The sequence below is a fragment of the Sphingomonas sp. PWP1-2 genome, assembly GCF_049898305.1.
GTDB classification, from domain to species: domain Bacteria; phylum Pseudomonadota; class Alphaproteobacteria; order Sphingomonadales; family Sphingomonadaceae; genus Sphingomonas; species Sphingomonas glacialis.
The window spans coordinates 195,197-211,861 of sequence record NZ_JAFCXM010000007.1 but is presented as its reverse complement, the minus strand read 5'-3'; the positions used below and the strand labels follow the sequence as shown (position 1 = coordinate 211,861).

The 16,665-nt window shown below is 63.5% G+C and carries 12 protein-coding genes; 2 read left to right on the top strand and 10 right to left on the bottom strand.

The genetic code is table 11. The features are described 5' to 3' along the window. The first annotated feature begins 11 nt into the window (after positions 1-11). Positions 12-1,889, top strand: a complete 1,878-nt coding sequence (gene htpG / locus ACP7C5_RS17460; protein ID WP_426265204.1) for a molecular chaperone HtpG — start codon at positions 12-14, stop codon at positions 1,887-1,889. Between the two features lie 20 nt (positions 1,890-1,909). Here the strand turns inward: htpG and ACP7C5_RS17455 are convergent, their stop codons facing one another. The 6 genes from ACP7C5_RS17455 to ACP7C5_RS17430 all read right to left on the bottom strand — a co-directional run bounded on the left by ACP7C5_RS17455 (position 1,910) and on the right by ACP7C5_RS17430 (position 8,257). Then, positions 1,910-2,866 carry an NADP-dependent oxidoreductase gene (locus ACP7C5_RS17455; RefSeq protein WP_426265203.1) on the bottom strand — a complete coding sequence of 319 codons (957 nt, stop codon included), beginning with the start codon at positions 2,864-2,866 and terminating at the stop codon, positions 1,910-1,912. A gap of 65 nt (positions 2,867-2,931) precedes the next feature. Beyond that, entirely contained in the window at positions 2,932-4,131 is a 1,200-nt protein-coding gene (locus ACP7C5_RS17450; RefSeq protein ID WP_426265202.1) for a glycosyltransferase family 4 protein, read from the bottom strand. Next, the gene (locus ACP7C5_RS17445) at positions 4,128-5,786 is read right to left on the bottom strand and encodes a beta-3-deoxy-D-manno-oct-2-ulosonic acid transferase (protein WP_426265201.1); all 1,659 of its coding nucleotides are present in this window, start codon (positions 5,784-5,786) and stop codon (positions 4,128-4,130) included. The genes ACP7C5_RS17450 and ACP7C5_RS17445 overlap by 4 nt, the downstream gene beginning before the upstream one ends. A 59-nt stretch (positions 5,787-5,845) precedes the next feature. Next, positions 5,846-6,454, bottom strand: coding sequence for a histidine phosphatase family protein (locus ACP7C5_RS17440; RefSeq protein WP_426265200.1), 609 nt, complete (start codon positions 6,452-6,454; stop codon positions 5,846-5,848). Then, complete coding sequence (locus ACP7C5_RS17435) at positions 6,445-7,254, bottom strand: 3-deoxy-manno-octulosonate cytidylyltransferase (RefSeq protein WP_426265199.1); 810 nt, start codon at positions 7,252-7,254, stop codon at positions 6,445-6,447. The genes ACP7C5_RS17440 and ACP7C5_RS17435 overlap by 10 nt, the downstream gene beginning before the upstream one ends. Positions 7,255-7,261: 7 nt before the next feature. Further along, on the bottom strand, positions 7,262-8,257 hold the full coding sequence (locus ACP7C5_RS17430) for a KpsF/GutQ family sugar-phosphate isomerase (RefSeq protein ID WP_133190920.1): 996 nt from the start codon (positions 8,255-8,257) through the stop codon (positions 7,262-7,264). A 151-nt stretch (positions 8,258-8,408) separates the two neighbouring features. On the opposite strand from ACP7C5_RS17430, the gene kdsA reads away from it, so the two are divergent. Beyond that, positions 8,409-9,236, top strand: coding sequence for a 3-deoxy-8-phosphooctulonate synthase (kdsA, locus tag ACP7C5_RS17425; protein ID WP_426265221.1), 828 nt, complete (start codon positions 8,409-8,411; stop codon positions 9,234-9,236). A 36-nt stretch (positions 9,237-9,272) separates the two neighbouring features. Here kdsA and ACP7C5_RS17420 read toward each other — a convergent pair whose 3' ends face one another. The 4 genes from ACP7C5_RS17420 to ACP7C5_RS17405 all read right to left on the bottom strand — a co-directional run bounded on the left by ACP7C5_RS17420 (position 9,273) and on the right by ACP7C5_RS17405 (position 16,595). Beyond that, positions 9,273-10,910, bottom strand: a complete 1,638-nt coding sequence (locus tag ACP7C5_RS17420) for a hypothetical protein (RefSeq protein WP_426265198.1) — start codon at positions 10,908-10,910, stop codon at positions 9,273-9,275. Positions 10,911-11,237: 327 nt separating this feature from the next. Then, the gene (locus tag ACP7C5_RS17415; RefSeq protein WP_426265197.1) at positions 11,238-12,041 is read right to left on the bottom strand and encodes a class I SAM-dependent methyltransferase; all 804 of its coding nucleotides are present in this window, start codon (positions 12,039-12,041) and stop codon (positions 11,238-11,240) included. Between the two features lie 4 nt (positions 12,042-12,045). Further along, positions 12,046-16,035 carry a glycosyltransferase gene (locus ACP7C5_RS17410; protein ID WP_426265196.1) on the bottom strand — a complete coding sequence of 1,330 codons (3,990 nt, stop codon included), beginning with the start codon at positions 16,033-16,035 and terminating at the stop codon, positions 12,046-12,048. Then, complete coding sequence (locus tag ACP7C5_RS17405) at positions 16,032-16,595, bottom strand: DUF4214 domain-containing protein (RefSeq protein ID WP_426265195.1); 564 nt, start codon at positions 16,593-16,595, stop codon at positions 16,032-16,034. The genes ACP7C5_RS17410 and ACP7C5_RS17405 overlap by 4 nt, the downstream gene beginning before the upstream one ends. Positions 16,596-16,665 lie beyond the last annotated feature (70 nt).

Sequence of the window (16,665 nt, the reverse complement as noted above, 5' to 3'; positions counted from 1 at the left end):
ACCGTGGCCCCATGACGACGACCACCACCACCACCCCGCGTTCCTTCGAAGCCGATGTCGCCAAGCTGCTGCATATGATGGTGCACTCGGTCTATTCGGACAAAGACGTTTTTCTGCGCGAACTCATCTCGAACGCCGCCGATGCGTGCGAGAAATTGCGCTACGAAGGGCTCAGCAACGCAAGCCTGCTCGGCGATGACGGCCAGCCGCGCATCACCGTCACGCTCGACGCCGAAGCGCGTCGCCTGACGATCGAGGATAACGGCATCGGCATGAGCGAGGACGAGCTCGGCGAAGCGCTCGGCACGATCGCGCGCTCGGGCACCAAGGCGTTCATGGATCGCATCGCGGGCGCAAAGGATGCCGAGGGCAGCCAGTTGATCGGCCAGTTCGGCGTCGGTTTCTATTCGGCGTTCATGGTCGCCGATCAGGTCGAAGTAACCTCGCGCCGAGCCGGCGCCGAAACCGCGGCCTTGTGGTCGTCCGACGGCCAGGGCACCTATACGATCGAACCCGTCGACATCGCCCAAGCGCCTGCGCGCGGCACGCGCGTGCTGCTCCAGCTCAAGGACGACGCGACCAGCTATACCGACGCCTTCACGATCGAGCGGACGATCAAGGCGCAGTCGGGCCACGTCCCCGTGCCGATCTTCCTCAAGGACACACCCGACTCCGAGCCCAAGCAGATCGCCGACGGCGCCGCGCTCTGGACCAAGCCCAAGGCCGAGATCAGCCCCGAGGACTATACCGATTTCTACCGCAGCGTGGCGGGCCAGTTCGACGCGCCTGCGCTGACGCTGCATTACCGTGCCGAAGGCGTGCACGAATATACCGTGCTCGCCTTCATCCCCGAGACCAAGCCGTTCGACCTGTTCGATCCCGACCGCGCCGGGCGGATGAAGCTCTATGTCCGCCGCGTCTTCATCACCGACGAGGCCGAGATCCTGCCGCGCTATCTGCGCTTCGTGCGCGGGCTCGTCGATTCGAGCGACCTGCCGCTCAACGTCTCGCGCGAGATGATCCAGGACAGCCCGGTGCTCGCCGCGATCCAGAAGGGCGTGTCGAACCGCGTGCTGAGCGAACTCGACAAGCTCGCGGCGAACGACACCGAGCGCTATCTCAAGCTGTGGGATACGTTCGGCGCGGTGCTCAAGGAAGGCCTGTACGAGGATTATGCGCGGCGCGACACGCTGCTCGGCCTTGCACGTTTCAAGACGACCACTTCGAACGGCGAATGGCGTTCGCTCAAGGACTATGCCGCCGGCCTCAAGGACAACCAGACCGCGGTCTATTACGCGCTCGGGCCCGTTCTCGACCGGCTCGCCTCGTCGCCGCAGCTCGAGGGCTTCCGCGCGCGCGGGATCGAGGTGCTGCTGCTCACCGATCATGTCGACAGCTTCTGGGCCGCCGCGGGCATGGATTTCGACGGCAAGCCGTTCAAGTCGGTGACGCAAGGGTTGGCCGATCTCAGCCTGATCGCGCTTCCCGAAGGCACCGAGCCGACGCCGCCCGCATCGGATACGGTCAACGACTTCATCGCCTTCGTGAAGACGACGCTCGGTGATGCGGTGTCCGACGTGCGCGTGTCCGAGCGCCTGACCGAAAGCGCAGTGTGCCTCGTCGCGCCCGATACCGGGATGGACCGCCAGCTCGAGAAGCTGCTGGCGGGCGCGGGCCGGCTCGAGACCGCCGCCAAGCCCGTGCTCGAGATCAACCCGCGCCATCCGCTGATCGAAAAGCTCGGCGCAGAGGGCGCGGATCCGGCGCTGCGCGAGGACGCCGCGCACCTGCTGTTCGACGAAGCGCGCATCGCCGATGGCGAGCTGCCGGTCGATCCGCGCGCGTTCTCGGCGCGGCTGACGCGCGTGCTCGGGCGCGGGCTCGGCTGAGCCCGCGCCGTCGTGCTGCGTCAGACCAGACGCAGCACGACCTTGCCGCGCGGATGCGCGTCCTGGGCGAAGGCGTGCGCCGCGCGGACGTCCTCGAGCGGGAAGGTCTTGGCCACCGTCACCTTGAGCGCGCCCGACGCGAGCAAGTCGGCGACTTGGCCGAGCGTGGCGGCATCCGGCTCGGCATGCCAGCGCGGCACGATGCGCACCTTGTGCTCGGCCGCCTTGGCCGCATCGGGATCGAGCGTCGAGACGAGGATGCCGCCCTCGCGGATCACGCGGAACGAACGCGCCTGCGTTTCGCCGCCTTGCGTATCGAACACCATGTCGAGATCGGTCGCGATATCCTCGAACCGCGCGTTCTTGTAATCGATCACCGTATCGGCGCCGAGGCTACGGACGAAATCGAGGTCATGCTCGGATGCGGTCGCGAACACCGTCGCGCCTTTCCAGCGCGCGAGCTGCACCGCCATGTGCCCGACCCCGCCCGCGCCGCCATGGATCAGCACGCGCTGCCCGGCGGTCAGCCCGCCATGATCGAACAGCCCCTGCCATGCGGTCATCACCGCAAGCGCCGATCCGGCGGCAGCGTCGAAGTCGATCGCGTCCGGCATCGCGACGAGTTCGCGCGTCTTGACGCAGACGAAGTCGCTCTGCGCACCGCGATCCTGCCCGATAAAGGCGAAGACGCGGTCGCCGACGCTCCAGTCCGAATCCGCGACTTGCGCGATCGTGCCCGCCAGATCGCGCCCGAGCACGATCGGCAGCGCATCCTCGCCGACCGGCGGATATTTGCCCTCGGCGGTCTTCCAGTCGACCGGATTGACGCTCGCCGAATGGACGCGGACGAGCACTTCGTCGGCCGCCGGATAGGGCGTGTCGATCGTGGTGACCTCGATCACCTCGGGGCCGCCGAAATGGGTGATGCGCACCGCGCGGTTGGCGGTTGCGGGCGTGGTGCTATCGAGGTCGGGCATGCGGGAACTCCTTCGCGCCGACAAACGCGTCGCCGCCCAGTGCGATCCCGCACGCCGTCACGCGCCTAGCGTTGAAGCGCCTCGATCGCGTCGCACAGGATCGAGATATGATCGTGCCAGGTCGGCGGATTCCAGCCGCGCATCCGCTCGCGCTGCGCATGATGCATCGGCCCGGCACGCGCATGATCGAGGATCGCCGCCTCCCAACCGAGCCCATCGAGCGGATCGAGGAAATCCGGCGCGGCGCCACCGGCCTCGTGGAGCGCGGGCAGATCGCTGCAGATCACCGGCGTGCCGACCGACAGCGCTTCGGCCACCGGCATGCCATAGCCTTCGGCGAACGACGGCAGCACAAGCGCGCGCGCACCACGCAGCAGCGCGTGCATCCGCTCGTCCGAACAGCCGTTGAGTTCCTCGACATGGCCTTTGAGCCCGGGGCAGCGCTCGAGCATGTCGACGACTTGCTCATTCTCCCAGCCGCGACGCCCGACGATGATCAGCCGCGGGATCGCCGCCGGATCCATCTGCTGCGCCATCGCGCGCCACAGGTTGAGCAGCAGCAAATGGTTCTTGCGCGGCTCGATCGTGCCGAGACACAGGAAATACGGCCGTTCCGCCGCCGCACTCGGCAGCGGCGCGACGTGCGGGATCTCCTCGGTGCCGAGCAGCGCCACGCGCACGTCGACCGAGCGCCAAGCCGCCAAGAGGAACGGCTTGAGCGATTTGGCGGTCGATACCGAATTCACGATCACACTGTCGGCAAAGCGCGTGATCGTGTCGACGCGTTGCTGATGCAGCCGCGCCCCGTCGGGTCGGGCATATTCGGGATATTCGATCGGGATCAGATCGTGGACGAAGCACAGGAAGCGCGCCTGTTCGTGCGCGAGGATCCGTTTCACCAGATCGGGCTTGGTCAGATGGTGCGGCGACGATTGGACATAGACGGCGTTGGGGCCGGGCCGCGGCCGCGTCGGCAGCAGGTTGAGCAGCGTCGGCATCACTTCGGCGATCGGCCGCGGCCCGCCCTTGCCGCGCGCGCTCGCCCAGCGCGCCTCGGTCGCGTCGAGAAACGCTAGCGTTCGCGCGCGCGAAAGACGGCCGTAATTGCCGAACGGATGCACCGCGGCAAAGCCCAAGCGCTCGCCGAGCCGCGCCTGCAAGCCGCGCGCATACGCCATCTCGACGCGATCGACGCCCGACGGAGTCTGGTGCCGCGCGCGCGACAGCAAGCGCGAGACGTCGAGGATGACCTCGCCCGCGCTCATAGCCACCCCATCGTCAAACGTCCCTGCACTTGCTTCAACTTCGTCACCCAGGCCAATCTGTTCGTCGCATTGCCGCTCGCCATGCGCGCGATCAGCACCTCGGGCGGACAGGGCAATCCCGTAACCGGATCGAGATAGCGCGGGTAGACAATCAACACCGCGGCAACGAGTTCCGCCAGCCCCAATCGCCGCCCCCGGCGATCGGGGATCGGCGCGAGATCGCGCGTCAGGCCCCAGCCGGCGTAGAACGGCACGCCGTGGCAGGTGACCGCCCGCCCGCGCAGCAGCGCTTCGAACCCAGTGAGCGAGGTCAGCACATGGACGGCATCGACCAGATCGAGCAGCCGCGCCATCGTCCCGCCGCGCACGATCCGGTCGGCGTGCGCCAGGGCGTCGTCATCACGCACCGCGCCCTTGCGATGCCCGGCATCGACATCGGGGTGCGGACGGAACCAGATCTCGGCATCGGGCTCGAGCACGCGCGCACGGCGCAGCACCTCGAGATTGCTCGTCAGCCCCGCCCCGCCGAGCAGCACGGACTGGTCGTCCTCGACTTGCCCCGCGACAAGCACCAGCCGCTTGCCGACGACGCGTTCGGGAAAGCTGTGCGCGGCATCGCCGCCATATTTGCTGATTCCGGCGGCCAGGATCGTCGCGCTCAACCGCTGCGCGCGCTCGAGCAAGGCGGGCGGGAATTCCCCCTCGGCCAGCAGCACCTCGAGATCGCTCGCGCGCGTCGGGTCGTAATGGATGCCACGCCGGTCGATCGCGATCGACGACGGGGGTACGAGATTGCTGCCGAGCCCGACCGACCGCACGAAGCCATCCTCGACACGGACCAGCGCGACGCCCCGCGCCGCGGCCGCCGCTGCCAACCCGGCCGAAACGCGCGACGGCCACACCGCAATCGCGCCGCCCATCCGCGCGGCATGCGCGATCGCGCGCTGCTCCGACCAGAAGAAGCGCAACGGGTGCGCGGGCGTCCACAGGAAGCGCGCGATCTCGTGCCGCTTCCACCAGCTGAAGCCGCACGCCGCGACGAGCCCGTGATTTGCCGCAAAACTCTGCCGCAGGTCGCCGAGCCACGCGATCATTGCGCCGCTGTCGGCGGTCTGGCCAGTGAACGGGTCGAGACAGGCGGTCTGCGCGAGGTCGCTCGCGACGCGCGCTTCGAGCGTGGCGGCATCGTCGCCGGGCGCGCCGAAGCGGCCAGCCGAGAGCAAATGGACCGCGCAACCAGCGATCGCCGCGAGCGCGACCCATTCGTCGTCACCGTGCGCAACGAGCGTTGTGGCACGATCGAGCACCGACCATAGATCGATCTCGGTCGCGACGATCCGCGCGGCATCGATGCGAGCCTGCACCGCGGCGTCGCGCACCAATGCCGCGGGCATCGACCATAAAGCCGCTGGCGCGAGCGCTGCGGGTACGCTGTCGATATCTTCGCGCGTCCGCAGACGCACGATGGTCGGCGCGCCCTGGACCGCGCTCGCCGGCGCCCAAAACGCTCCGCCGACGCGCGCCGCACGGATCGCAGCGAACAGCGATACGATCGTTTCGGGCGCTAGTACCTGCTCGCAGAGCGCGCTCGTCGTGTCGATGACGGCCGCAGCAGCGCCCGGAAATGCCGGAAATCGAAGCAAGGGAAGGCGCATCGCGTGGCTTTCCAGCAATCCCCCTGGCGATGCAAGGGCTTGTGCGACCGGGCGAAAGCTTACGGCCGACGGTTCCAATCGCCCAATCGCAGCCCGCCCGCGTCGCGAACGATCGTACCGAAGGCGCCCGTCCGCAGCTTGAGCGTCAGCAACGGAGCAGCCTGTTCGTGCAGTCCTGCGTCCGAAAGCAAGGCGAACCGCGCCGCGCCATTGCTCGTGACGAGGAGGATGTTGCCCGACCCCGATGCCCAGAGCGCCTTCCACCCGGCGACGCGCTGCGCAGGGTCGACGCTCCAGCCATCGGGGGCGTGCGCGGCATGATCCCACGCCTCGATCGCCGCCGCGCCGATCCGCGCGAGCACGGCGCTCTCGGGCATGTCCTCATCGGGCCCATGGTCGATTTCGGTGAGCCAGTCGGCGGTCTCGACCGGCGGCGGCGCGGCTTGCGCGGCGAGGATCAGCGCGAGCGTCTCGCGACTGCGCGCAAGCGGCGCGGTCAGCGCGCGATCGAAGCGCTGCCCGCCTGCCGCGAAGGCGGCGCCCAGCGCCTGCGCTTGCGCCCGCCCGCTCGCGACGAGCGGCAAGTCGGTCCGCGCGCCGATCCGCCGCGGCGCGACGCCCGGCTCGAACGTGTCGCCGTGACGGACGATCGTGACCCTCAGCGCCATGCGTGCTCTGGCTCGCCGAACTGGGCGATCAGCCGCTCGGCAAGCGCGACGTCTGCCGGAGTGTCGATCCCCGACATGGCATGGCGCGGCGGCGCGACCGTGACGGTCCGGATCTCGACCCCCGATTCGAGAAAGCGCAATTGCTCGAGCCCCTCGAGCTGCTCGTAGGGCGTCGGCGGGGTTGCCTCGAATTCGCGCAACGCAGCGAAGCGATAGGCGTAGAGGCCGATATGGCGAAACACCGGCGACAGTCCGCCCGCCTCGCGCAGCGTGACCTCGTTGCGCATCGCCGGAAGGATGGTCTTGGAAAACCACAATGCGCGGCCCTCGCTATCGCGCACGCATGTCGTGCCGCTGAACGGCGAGGTCTGCTTGTGCGCGCGCATCGCGTCGAGCGCATCCCAGTCGAGCTGCACCACCGGCGTCGCGACCGCGCTGCTCGAGTCGCGCAAGGCGCCGATCAGCGCGGCGATCATCCCCGGATCGACGAACGGCGCATCGCCCTGCAAATTGACGACGATCTCGGGCGCGCGATCGCGCGCCGCCGCCCAGGCCCGCCCCGAACCCGACGTGATCGCGCTTGCGGTCAGCACCGCGTCGCAGCCGAGCGCGTGCGCGTGATCGAGGATACGGGCATCGTCGGTCGCCACGACGATCTCGGCATTGCCCGCCCGCCGCGCGCCCTCGCGAGCGACGGCGACGACGCGCGACAACAGCGTTTTCCCGGCGATCTCGACCAGCGGCTTGCCCGGCAACCGCGTCGAGCCATAGCGCGCTGGAATTACGATCAAGTCGGGCATTGCAGCGTCAGGCAACGCCCGCGCGCAGAATGTCGTGCAAGTGGATCAGCCCGACGAGCTTTTCGCCACTGACGACGAACAGCACAGACACCGCCTTTTCATTGAGGATCCGCAGCGCGTCCGAGGCAAGGATCTCGGGTCCGACGGTAATCGGCTTGAGCGTCATATGGTCGCGAATATCGGCATGCATGTGATCGCCGCTGACCGCGCGGCGCAAATCGCCATCGGTGAAGACGCCGAGCAGTCGCCCACCCTCGTCGACTACCGCAGTGCAGCCGCAGCGCTTGCGGCTCATCTCGATCGTCGCCTCGATCAAGCTCGCGCCGACCTTGACCACGGGGATGTCGTCACCCTTTGCCATCAACTGCGCCGCGGTTGCGAGACGCGCGCCAAGACGGCCGCCCGGGTGGAAAGCGAGGAAATCCGAACGCGTGAAGCCGCGCCGCTCGATCAACGCGACTGCCAATGCGTCACCGAGCACGACTTGCACCGTGGTCGACGACGTCGGCGCGAGTTCGTTGGGGCACGCCTCGCGCACTTGCGGCAAGGTGAGGCAGAGATCGGCAGCGCGTCCGGCGGTGCTCTCGGCAAACGCGGTCGCGACGATCAGGCGGATGCCGAATCGGCGGCAATAGGCGATGATATCGCCAAGCTCGGTGGTTTCGCCCGACCAGCTGAGCGCGAACACGATGTCCTCACGCCCGATCATGCCGAGATCGCCATGGCTCGCTTCGCTGGGATGGAGGAACAGCGACGGCGTCCCGGTCGACCGCATCGTCGCGGCGATCTTGCGCGCGACGATCCCGCTCTTTCCCATGCCGGTTACGACGAGTCGCCCCGTATTTGCGGCGATCGTATCGACGGCTTCGAGGAATCGGTCGCGCAACGGGAATTCGTTGAGCGCGAGCGACAGCGCCTGAAGCGCCGCCATCTGGATTCGCGTGGTGCGCAGTGCCGAGAGCAAACCAGGATGTTGCGAGCTGCTAAGCGCGATCGCTTTCATAAAATCCCCTTCTGCCATGCCTTTACGGCCGGCATGGATGCCATGGCCCGGTATCCAATTGACTTCCACCGCTGCTCGAGCGCAGGTCGCTATATACGCGCTCCCTTACGCAAAAAGCCATAGGGGCAAAACCATCAGAGAAAGCGTGACCATGCAGCTGTGCGGACAAGCGGTCGGCCCGGACCACCAGATTTTCTTCATCGCAGGGCCGTGCGTCATCGAAAGCGAGGCCCAGTCGCTGGCGATCGCGACCCAGCTTCGCGCGATCGCCGACCGGCTCGGCGTGCTGCTGATCTACAAGAGCTCGTTCGACAAGGCGAACCGCAGCTCGGGCACGTCGTTCCGCGGCCCGGGGATCGAAGAAGGCTTGCGCATCCTCGAAAAAGTGCGCGCCGAAACCGGGCTTCCGGTGCTGACCGACGTCCATACCGAGGACCAGGTGAAGATGGTGGCCGCGGTCGTCGACGTCCTCCAGACGCCCGCCTTCCTCGCGCGGCAAACCGATTTCATTTCGGCGGTTGCCGCTTGCGGTAAGCCGGTCAACATCAAGAAGGCGCAGTTCATGGCCCCCGGCGACATGACGCACGTCGTCGCCAAGGCGCGTGCCGCCGCGACAAGCGCCGGTGTTTCGGACGGCAACATCATGGTGTGCGAGCGCGGCGCGAGCTTTGGCTACAACAACCTCGTCTCGGACATGCGCAGCCTGGCGATCATGCAGGGTACCGGCTGCCCGGTGGTGTTCGACGCGACCCACTCGGTCCAGCTGCCGGGCGGGCAAGGCGACCGCTCGGGTGGTCAGCGAGAGTTCGTGCCCGTCCTCGCGCGCGCGGCCGTCGCGGCGGGGGTGGCAGGGTTGTTCCTCGAAACGCATCCCGATCCCGACCAGGCGCTGTCCGACGGGCCGAACAGCTGGCCGCTCGACCAGCTCGAGCCGCTGCTCGAGCGGCTGGTGGCAATCGATGCGCTGGTGAAGGGGTAACGGGCAAAGCGAGGCACGTGTGCCAATAGGCACGTTCTATGAAAGCATACCACTTGCAACACGTGTCGATTGATAACAGGCGTCTAAAGCGCGCAGCCCCAGTCTCTTTGCGTAATTTCTTACGTAAGGCGCTGTAATGGAAGCGAGTTTTCTCGAACCGGCGAGGCATTGAAAGACGTTCACACGCCACCCGCTTCCCTCTCGAGAGACTTCCGCCCACTTCGCTTGGTCCGTCGAGATCGCGACGCTGGGGGCCGGTTCTGACAGGACGCCGACGAACGCCGGGGCGACGCGGAGGAGAATGCCAGCACGAGAAATGCCTATGAAACGGTCGCCGCCCACGATGATTTGCCAGCGGAGGCGCCACAGGGGGTTTTGATCCCGCGCGTCGATCTGCCTGATCGCGACAAGTTGGGAGAGGTTCGAAGGCGTGGACGCCATGGCGAACTCGACTGTGCGCCCATACCGGTATCCGTCTTCGACCGAGACCGCGGCCAAAACGGAGCGGAGAGATCCCCCCGACAACGCAGATGAAGCGAATTCCCATTTGAAATCCGGCCGAGCGACGAGATCGTTCGCATAGGTACCCCACATCCACAGGCCGACCTTTCCAGCCCGCTTGGCGGACAGGATGGCATCGACGAATGCCGCGTGGCCTTGCATGGTGTAGACCGAGTCGCCCGCCCCCGCTTCCGATATGATGATCGGACGTCCCGGGATAATGCGTCGAAGATACGCAATCAAAGCGTCGGTCTTCTCGCGGACGACCAATGCTCCCTCTGCGGCATTTGGGTAATAATGAATGTTAATATATGGCTCCTGGGCCAGCGCGCCCGCAGCCGCCAGTCCCTCCACTATCGCCGTGTTCCAGGCAGCTACGCCCGACGAGATCGGGATCGCGCGGAGCGACGGATCGTACCGATAGAGCAGCGATCGGATTCTGACGATGGCGCGCCCGAACTCGGGGCGCTCGGTTTCGGCAAACTCGGGCTCGTTGAACATTTCGAGCCCCGCCAGCGCCGGGTATCTGCGGAGGAAGCGCGCCATTTTCAGGAAACGCGTTGCGAATCTCGATTGCGTTTCTGGATCTTCGAAGATCGCCTTGGATGTGATGCGGCCGTAATAGCCACTCTGAAAGCTCTTCTTGCACGTGGCGACTGCGACGGTGGGCGTTTGCGTCGACCGATGACGCTGCCAACCGGCAATCACTGCGGCACGTTCGCGTTCGCCACGTGGCAAGCTCGCAAAGGTGCCATCCGCAGTGTCCGCCATCACCACAACAACGGAAATACCGAGTTTTTGAGCCTGTTGCAGCAAAATACGGCTGATCGTGAACCACGCGGGATCGAGGTCGCCGTTCGTCTGATTTTCGGGGTCGCGCGCACAAGCATATTGCGGCCACGCGCCCGTGACAAACCAGCGTACCGTACGCCCACCGTCGATTTTGACGGTGTGCAATATGCCGGAAATCTGCTCGGTCAATTCGCCTTCGGATCGGCCCGGCTCAGTGGGATTGATTAACGAATCGTCGATATTGTAGCCAAATCCGGTGAGATCGACCCCGCGAACGGCACGGCCTTCGCCAGTTCTCGCCGTCGAGGATGCGGAGAGCAGGATTACGGTGGCTGCAAGGAGTCCTTGCAGGATCGCAGATATAGTATGGCGCGGCTTCATTTCGGCTGTTCCGATACGACCTTGGGTTGGCCGCGGAGCGTCTCGCCACGCGGGAACACCGGTGCACGTAGTGTCGGGACCCGGAGGTACCGCCACCGGCCCGACGGTGTGGACAGACCTGTACAACCTGTCGCGAGCGCTTATGCTATCATGATCGGTCAGTAGCCGCGGGAATTGCGCGACAGATGAGTTCCTCCGTTGCCAACGCACTCGCGAACGATAGTACAGAGCATGTCCTACACTCACTCGAGCGGCGCGAGCTAAGTCCCACCGTCTCCAAATGGGTCAAGGACCTACAGACCCGAACGCCCGCCGCACCGGACTGAACTAGTCGGCATCGCGCTTGATCACGAGCTCAAATCCCCTGAGCAGCAAATCGGCCGGATCGCACGCCAATTTTGCTGCGGCCGACGCTAGGTTGGGATGAGACGGGTAGATCTCGTCGACGCATCCGCCATAGCTGTTGTACCACAAGATTGTGCCACGTCCGCGCTCAATCACTCTTGGCAGCATGTCGCGATAAAAGCCTACCGGGAGCCGATTCATGTGGCTTTTGTAGGAGGCGATTTCATAATCCGAAGCGCCGTTTGCCGCCATCATGGTCCCAATCTCGGCATCATCAGAAATGAGGTGCTGCCACGGCGCCCCAATCCGATCGAGGAAGTGGCTTCCGCTGTCGGCGGTCCACACCGGATCGAAGCGAATGTAGATCAAGCCATTCGGCGCAGTCACCCGCATGATCTCCGAAAGCGCGGCAGCGGGGTCGGGAATATGCTCGAAAGCGTTGAGCGATACGACAAAATCGAACCAATTATCTCGAAATGGCAAGTTTTGCGCGTCCGCCCATAGAAACTGCAATTTTGCTAAATCGAGATCACGGCCATTGCGCTTGAACTTTTCCCTGAGAAGATGCGGGTATTTCCCGTCATAGGTCACCGCGATATCGGCAATATCGGTAGAAATCAGGGATTTGAGATGCGCCGACAAGAGACCGGCCAAAATGCCGCCGCTCCCACCGATCTCGAGGCCATTCCGCTGCGAAAGAGTTTCGAAAGACTCACCAAGACAATCTTTCATATATTCGACGACCGTATCTTTCTCCGAGAAGTCATCTATCTCTCTATACGACATTAGATTATTCCAATCGGTTTTCTACCAATAGATTACATTCGTCGACAAATTGACTAATCGAGTGCGACCAATCTCGCTTTAGCGCCATCTTTCGACCGGCGCGCCCCAGCGCCTTTCGCAAACCTGATTCCCGCAGGATCTTCGCCATGAACTCTGACAACGAGTCGCTGGTTACTAGGAAGCCATTAACGTTGTCTTCGATAACATCGGCGAAAGCTGGACAAGCACTGTTCGCCAGGACCGCAGCTTCGGCCAACCCGGCTTCGAGGACAACGATGCCGAAGCTTTCGCTCTGGCTCATGTTCACCAAGGCCGCGCACGTCATGAGCGCGCCCCTGACGACTGCGCGGTCCTGAATGCCGAGATAGGTGACGCAATCACCTGTGACCGGCATCTTGTCGTCGTCGGGACCAATCATAACAATTTTGGCGCCCAAAGCCTTGGGCAGGCGTTCACACGCCGCGATGACATCGGAATACCCTTTCGCCCCGGCCTTTCGCCCCAACACGAGAAAAAACGGCGCGTTGTCGTGATAGACCGATCGAAACGCAACGATGTCGGCGTCGCTGAAGCGTTCGTCGGTGTCGACGCCCGGCGCATGATACGTCGCCCCCAACACACCTATTTGCTTCAAAAAGTCTACCGCGCTCGTCGGCGAAGTCAGGACTGCGTCGGCATCGTGATAGGCTTGGTAGATATCATCGAAATGATAATAATCGTCCTCCAAGTGCGTGTGCGGTATCAGGATGGATTTGACCCCATTCGTTCTTGCGATTGCAAGGGGTTCGGTAGCCGTCTTGAACACCGCATTGTGCGTGATGAGAAGATCATAACTCTTCATATTCTGATGAAGGTAGTGCGAGAGTGCGGCGCTGTGCGGGCCGCGCAACTCTGTCAATGAGAGCTTCTCGACATGCCGCGTTCTCGAATACGCGGCATGATGGGCGCTGAACAACGCCTGCGGGCTAGCCTGCCGCGTCACGCTCATCGGCACCGTCGCAAGCACGTTGTCACCACCGGCTTCTAGGGCGAAGATGAACGCCCCAAGTGGACGCAGATCGGCAACGGTCGAACTGGAACATTGGTAGAGCTCGAGTTCAACCCAGCCGTCACTCGGTCTAAGGGTAACGCTGAAAAAGTCGCTAAACTCCCGGTCTACCAAAACCCCATCCTGTTTGGATCGGATGTAGAGATTTTGCGGGAAATTCAGCTTCCCCGATAGCGTCACCTCGCATTGGTGTGTCACGTAGAAGCCGAAGCTGCGATGCGTCCAGCGACCGCCGCCCTCCAAGCCGCCCCAACCCCAGCCGAGCGAAGACTGCGGCGGTATCAGCGCCAGCGCCTTCACCAACTCGTGATCGTACCGTGCCTGCGACTTCCAGATCTTTGCAAGCGCCGTGGTATCGGTCGGCGTGGTGTCGAGCGGGAAGCGCGCGGTTCTTACCCGCGGCAGGCCAACCGGAATCGGTCCCGCCCCTTCTTTCGCCGTGTACGCTGACGCGAAGCGGAGCCAATCCTCGATTTCGACGATCGCAGGCGCTACGACGTCCACATCATAGCCGCTATCGGCCAACCCTTCGATCAGACGATTAACATAGACCTCACCACCACCGCGGCGGGGATAATTATATCGATAGGTTACGTAGAGCGCGCGTGGCCGACGCTTTTTCAGAAGGTCGAGCAACAACGCCGCATAGGTCCGTCCGTTGGCGAACATCGAAAGCTTGTCGATCAGTCGACGACTGCGCTCGCCCCGTGCCGTGAGGGCGCACCGCGGATCGTCCAGCAGATCGGCGAGACAATCGGCAAACCCGTCAATGTCGACGATCGTTAGGTCTTGCTCCCCCTGCAATTCATATCCACGCGCGCCGAACGTCGTCGAGACAACGTGCAGCCCGTTTTTGATATAGTCTGCCATCTTAACGTTGGAGCCACTGCCGCTCAACATCGGATTGATCGCCAGCGTGCAGCGCGAACAGATAGCGGCTTTTCGCGCGTCGTCGACGATACCCCAAAGCTTGAGATTGCGTTGCGGTTTTCCCTCGAAGGACTGGCAGACCGATCCGACGATGTGAAACTCGACATCGGGCAACTGCGGCATCAGCGTTTCGAAGATGTATTGAACCGCCTCCACGTTCGGCACGTGTCCTGAGCCCAGGAACAGCACGGCGCGCGGGCCGATCGCCTCTATCACGTCCGGATGGTCGTCAAGCTCGAACGACGCCGGTTCGCTTGCGCCGTTTGCAATGACCACGATCGGCGCGGAAACCGGGTACGCCTCGCCGATCGCGGCCGCATCCTGGTCCGACACCGCGATGATCAGCGCCGAGCAGGCGACAGCGAAACTCTCCGTCTGTGCCAGACTGGACAGGAGCGGCTCTCGCGATGGATGCCACCGCAACATCTGTCGTTTCAGGCCGAGTTCGAAATTCTGCGATGAATAGACGAACCGGTCGCCATTCCGACGGGGTAGCGCGACCATGTAGGGATGCTCGCAGATCACCAAGTCCGCAACTTGGGAAGCACTGTCGTAGATCTGCGTCATGACACTGTTACGGGCGACCTCTTCGCTCGCGACGATATCCGAGACCGCGATGTAGAATTCCCCGGCCGTCCGCTTATCGTATTCGATATGGCTTTGCGTCTTCGGGACGCCCAGCATCGAGACGCCGCCGAATCGCGCTTTTTTGAGGTCGGGACCATCGGTAAAGCACAAGACCAGAATGTCTGCGGTTTCCGCGAGAGCGCGGGACATTTCCCTGATCCTCGTGCCGCCGCCGCCGATATTGCTGGACGGGTCATAATCGTTGAGGATCAGGTAGGTCGGCTTACTCGGCCGCGCTTCGAGCGACCGCTCGATCGCTACGGCCATCTTATCCGCGATATGGTCCCAGGTGAAATTTCCATGGATGTGCGTGCGCGCCGAGGAGCCGACCGCAGCGGCCGCTGTAGGGTCACGAAGCGCCGCATTGATGGAGACCTCGATGTCGTCGGCGTCCAGCAGAAAATACTCTTGTCCAGCCTCGAAATCGAACCCCCTGACGCCAAGCTTTGTCGAGATAATCGGCAAGCCGTGCGCTGCAAAATCGGCGATCTTCAGGCTCGACCCGCCCCCCATCAACATGGGGTTTATCGCGAATGCTGCGTTCTGCAGAAAGGTGTCGCGATCAACGTCGCTGACGCGTCCGTGCGCGACGACGTTGGGGCCGTACGCGCCCGCTTTCAGGCAGGTGCCAAGGATATCGAATCGAATGTTGGGAAAGCGCGGCGCGATCTCCTTCACGACGAGGTCGGCGGCCTGGACGTTGGGAAGATGTCCGCTGCCCAAAAACACCATTCCTGATCGCGCACGGGGCGGCAGCGGATCGAGCCGAAACGCCGAAATCCCGTTGGGGATCAGCGAAAAGCGATTGTCGTAAGGGTAGAGCGTCGCAAATCTTTTGGCATCTTCGCTGGAACACACCAAGACGTCGTTGATCTGGCGAAGGACGCGCTCTTCGCAATCGCGGACGAGGTTTGAGACCTCGGTGTCCTCGTTACGGTGCATCACCTGATATAGATCGGCTTCCACGTTATACGCATTGTATAGGCGAGGCTTCGAGTCCCATCCCAGAAAGAGGTCGCAGTCGATGAGGAACGGATTCTCGTGGATGATGACATCCGCGGCGGGATATTCCTGAAGATAGATCTCGTGCATCTGACCAAAGCTCTTGGCACTTAACGCCAATGCCGGAGCCGACAGATCGCCCGCCCCCGCATGATCGGCCAATGCCGCCCAAGCATTCGCAAACGCATTCGATTTCGGGACGCGAATTTCCCTGAAATGGTCCGTATGCTCGATGACCTCGAGCGGAACATTCATATGCGACGACGTTACCAGCGTGATCTTGTAATGCCGGGACAGTTCGCGGTAGACATTGAACAATCGCGCCTCACCGCCACTTGATGGAGGCACGAACGCTGGGAAAAAGCCAAGTACCAAGAGCCTTTTCATTCCACTTTCCATCCAGTTTGGGCGAAAAAGCGCTCCATTACTCCGGGCACGGCGCCGCGACGAGACGATGATCGCGATGTCGCAGGATGATCCGGCGTCTCTTGCGATTGCGCGACCGAGCCCGAATTCAGCGCCGCGTCTGCGGCCAGGCAGGACGAGACGGCATGTTGCAGACCGTGGTTCGCTTCCCGAAGATCGGCGACCTCCTGTCGCAAGCGCGCTATGTCGTTTGACAGCACCCTAAGCGCGCACTCGACGGGTGTATCGCCCTCGACGCTGCAGACCCATCGTACAAAATGGCCGATGACGGGTTTGCGCGCCGAGTGCGCACGCCGGATTGTATCGTCCAGCCCCGGGATATCGGTGTTTTGAGACCGCCCTTCTGCGGAGGCGCGCAACTCGCCAAGGATGATAATCTTGCTCACGCCGGCGCGGAGCCTGTGGCTATAAAAATTTAGTCCTCCATGATCAGCCTCGCGTGCGAGCAGAGTTTGGTAGGCCGCTCGGATGAACGGAACATCATCGAGCGATAACAGCTCCTGAAGCGTTTCGACTTGCATAAGACTGCCTTTTACCAATCCGGCCCGAGACCCCCCCCGGTGCGAGGATCAAGATAACGCCATGCCTGCG

Bases quoted from the DNA above. Each gene is read 5' to 3' on its own strand.
- ACP7C5_RS17445 (WP_426265201.1), bottom strand. From the start codon at position 5,786: ATGCGCCTTCCCTTGCTTCGATTTCCGGCATTTCCGGGCGCTGCTGCG.
- ACP7C5_RS17430 (WP_133190920.1), bottom strand. From the start codon at position 8,257: ATGAAAGCGATCGCGCTTAGCAGCTCGCAACATCCTGGTTTGCTCTCG.
- ACP7C5_RS17440 (WP_426265200.1), bottom strand. From the start codon at position 6,454: ATGGCGCTGAGGGTCACGATCGTCCGTCACGGCGACACGTTCGAGCCG.
- ACP7C5_RS17415 (WP_426265197.1), bottom strand. From the start codon at position 12,041: ATGTCGTATAGAGAGATAGATGACTTCTCGGAGAAAGATACGGTCGTC.
- htpG (WP_426265204.1), top strand. From the start codon at position 12: ATGACGACGACCACCACCACCACCCCGCGTTCCTTCGAAGCCGATGTC.
- ACP7C5_RS17405 (WP_426265195.1), bottom strand. From the start codon at position 16,595: ATGCAAGTCGAAACGCTTCAGGAGCTGTTATCGCTCGATGATGTTCCG.
- ACP7C5_RS17420 (WP_426265198.1), bottom strand. From the start codon at position 10,910: ATGAAGCCGCGCCATACTATATCTGCGATCCTGCAAGGACTCCTTGCA.
- kdsA (WP_426265221.1), top strand. From the start codon at position 8,409: ATGCAGCTGTGCGGACAAGCGGTCGGCCCGGACCACCAGATTTTCTTC.
- ACP7C5_RS17435 (WP_426265199.1), bottom strand. From the start codon at position 7,254: ATGCCCGACTTGATCGTAATTCCAGCGCGCTATGGCTCGACGCGGTTG.
- ACP7C5_RS17410 (WP_426265196.1), bottom strand. From the start codon at position 16,035: ATGAAAAGGCTCTTGGTACTTGGCTTTTTCCCAGCGTTCGTGCCTCCA.
- ACP7C5_RS17450 (WP_426265202.1), bottom strand. From the start codon at position 4,131: ATGAGCGCGGGCGAGGTCATCCTCGACGTCTCGCGCTTGCTGTCGCGC.
- ACP7C5_RS17455 (WP_426265203.1), bottom strand. From the start codon at position 2,866: ATGCCCGACCTCGATAGCACCACGCCCGCAACCGCCAACCGCGCGGTG.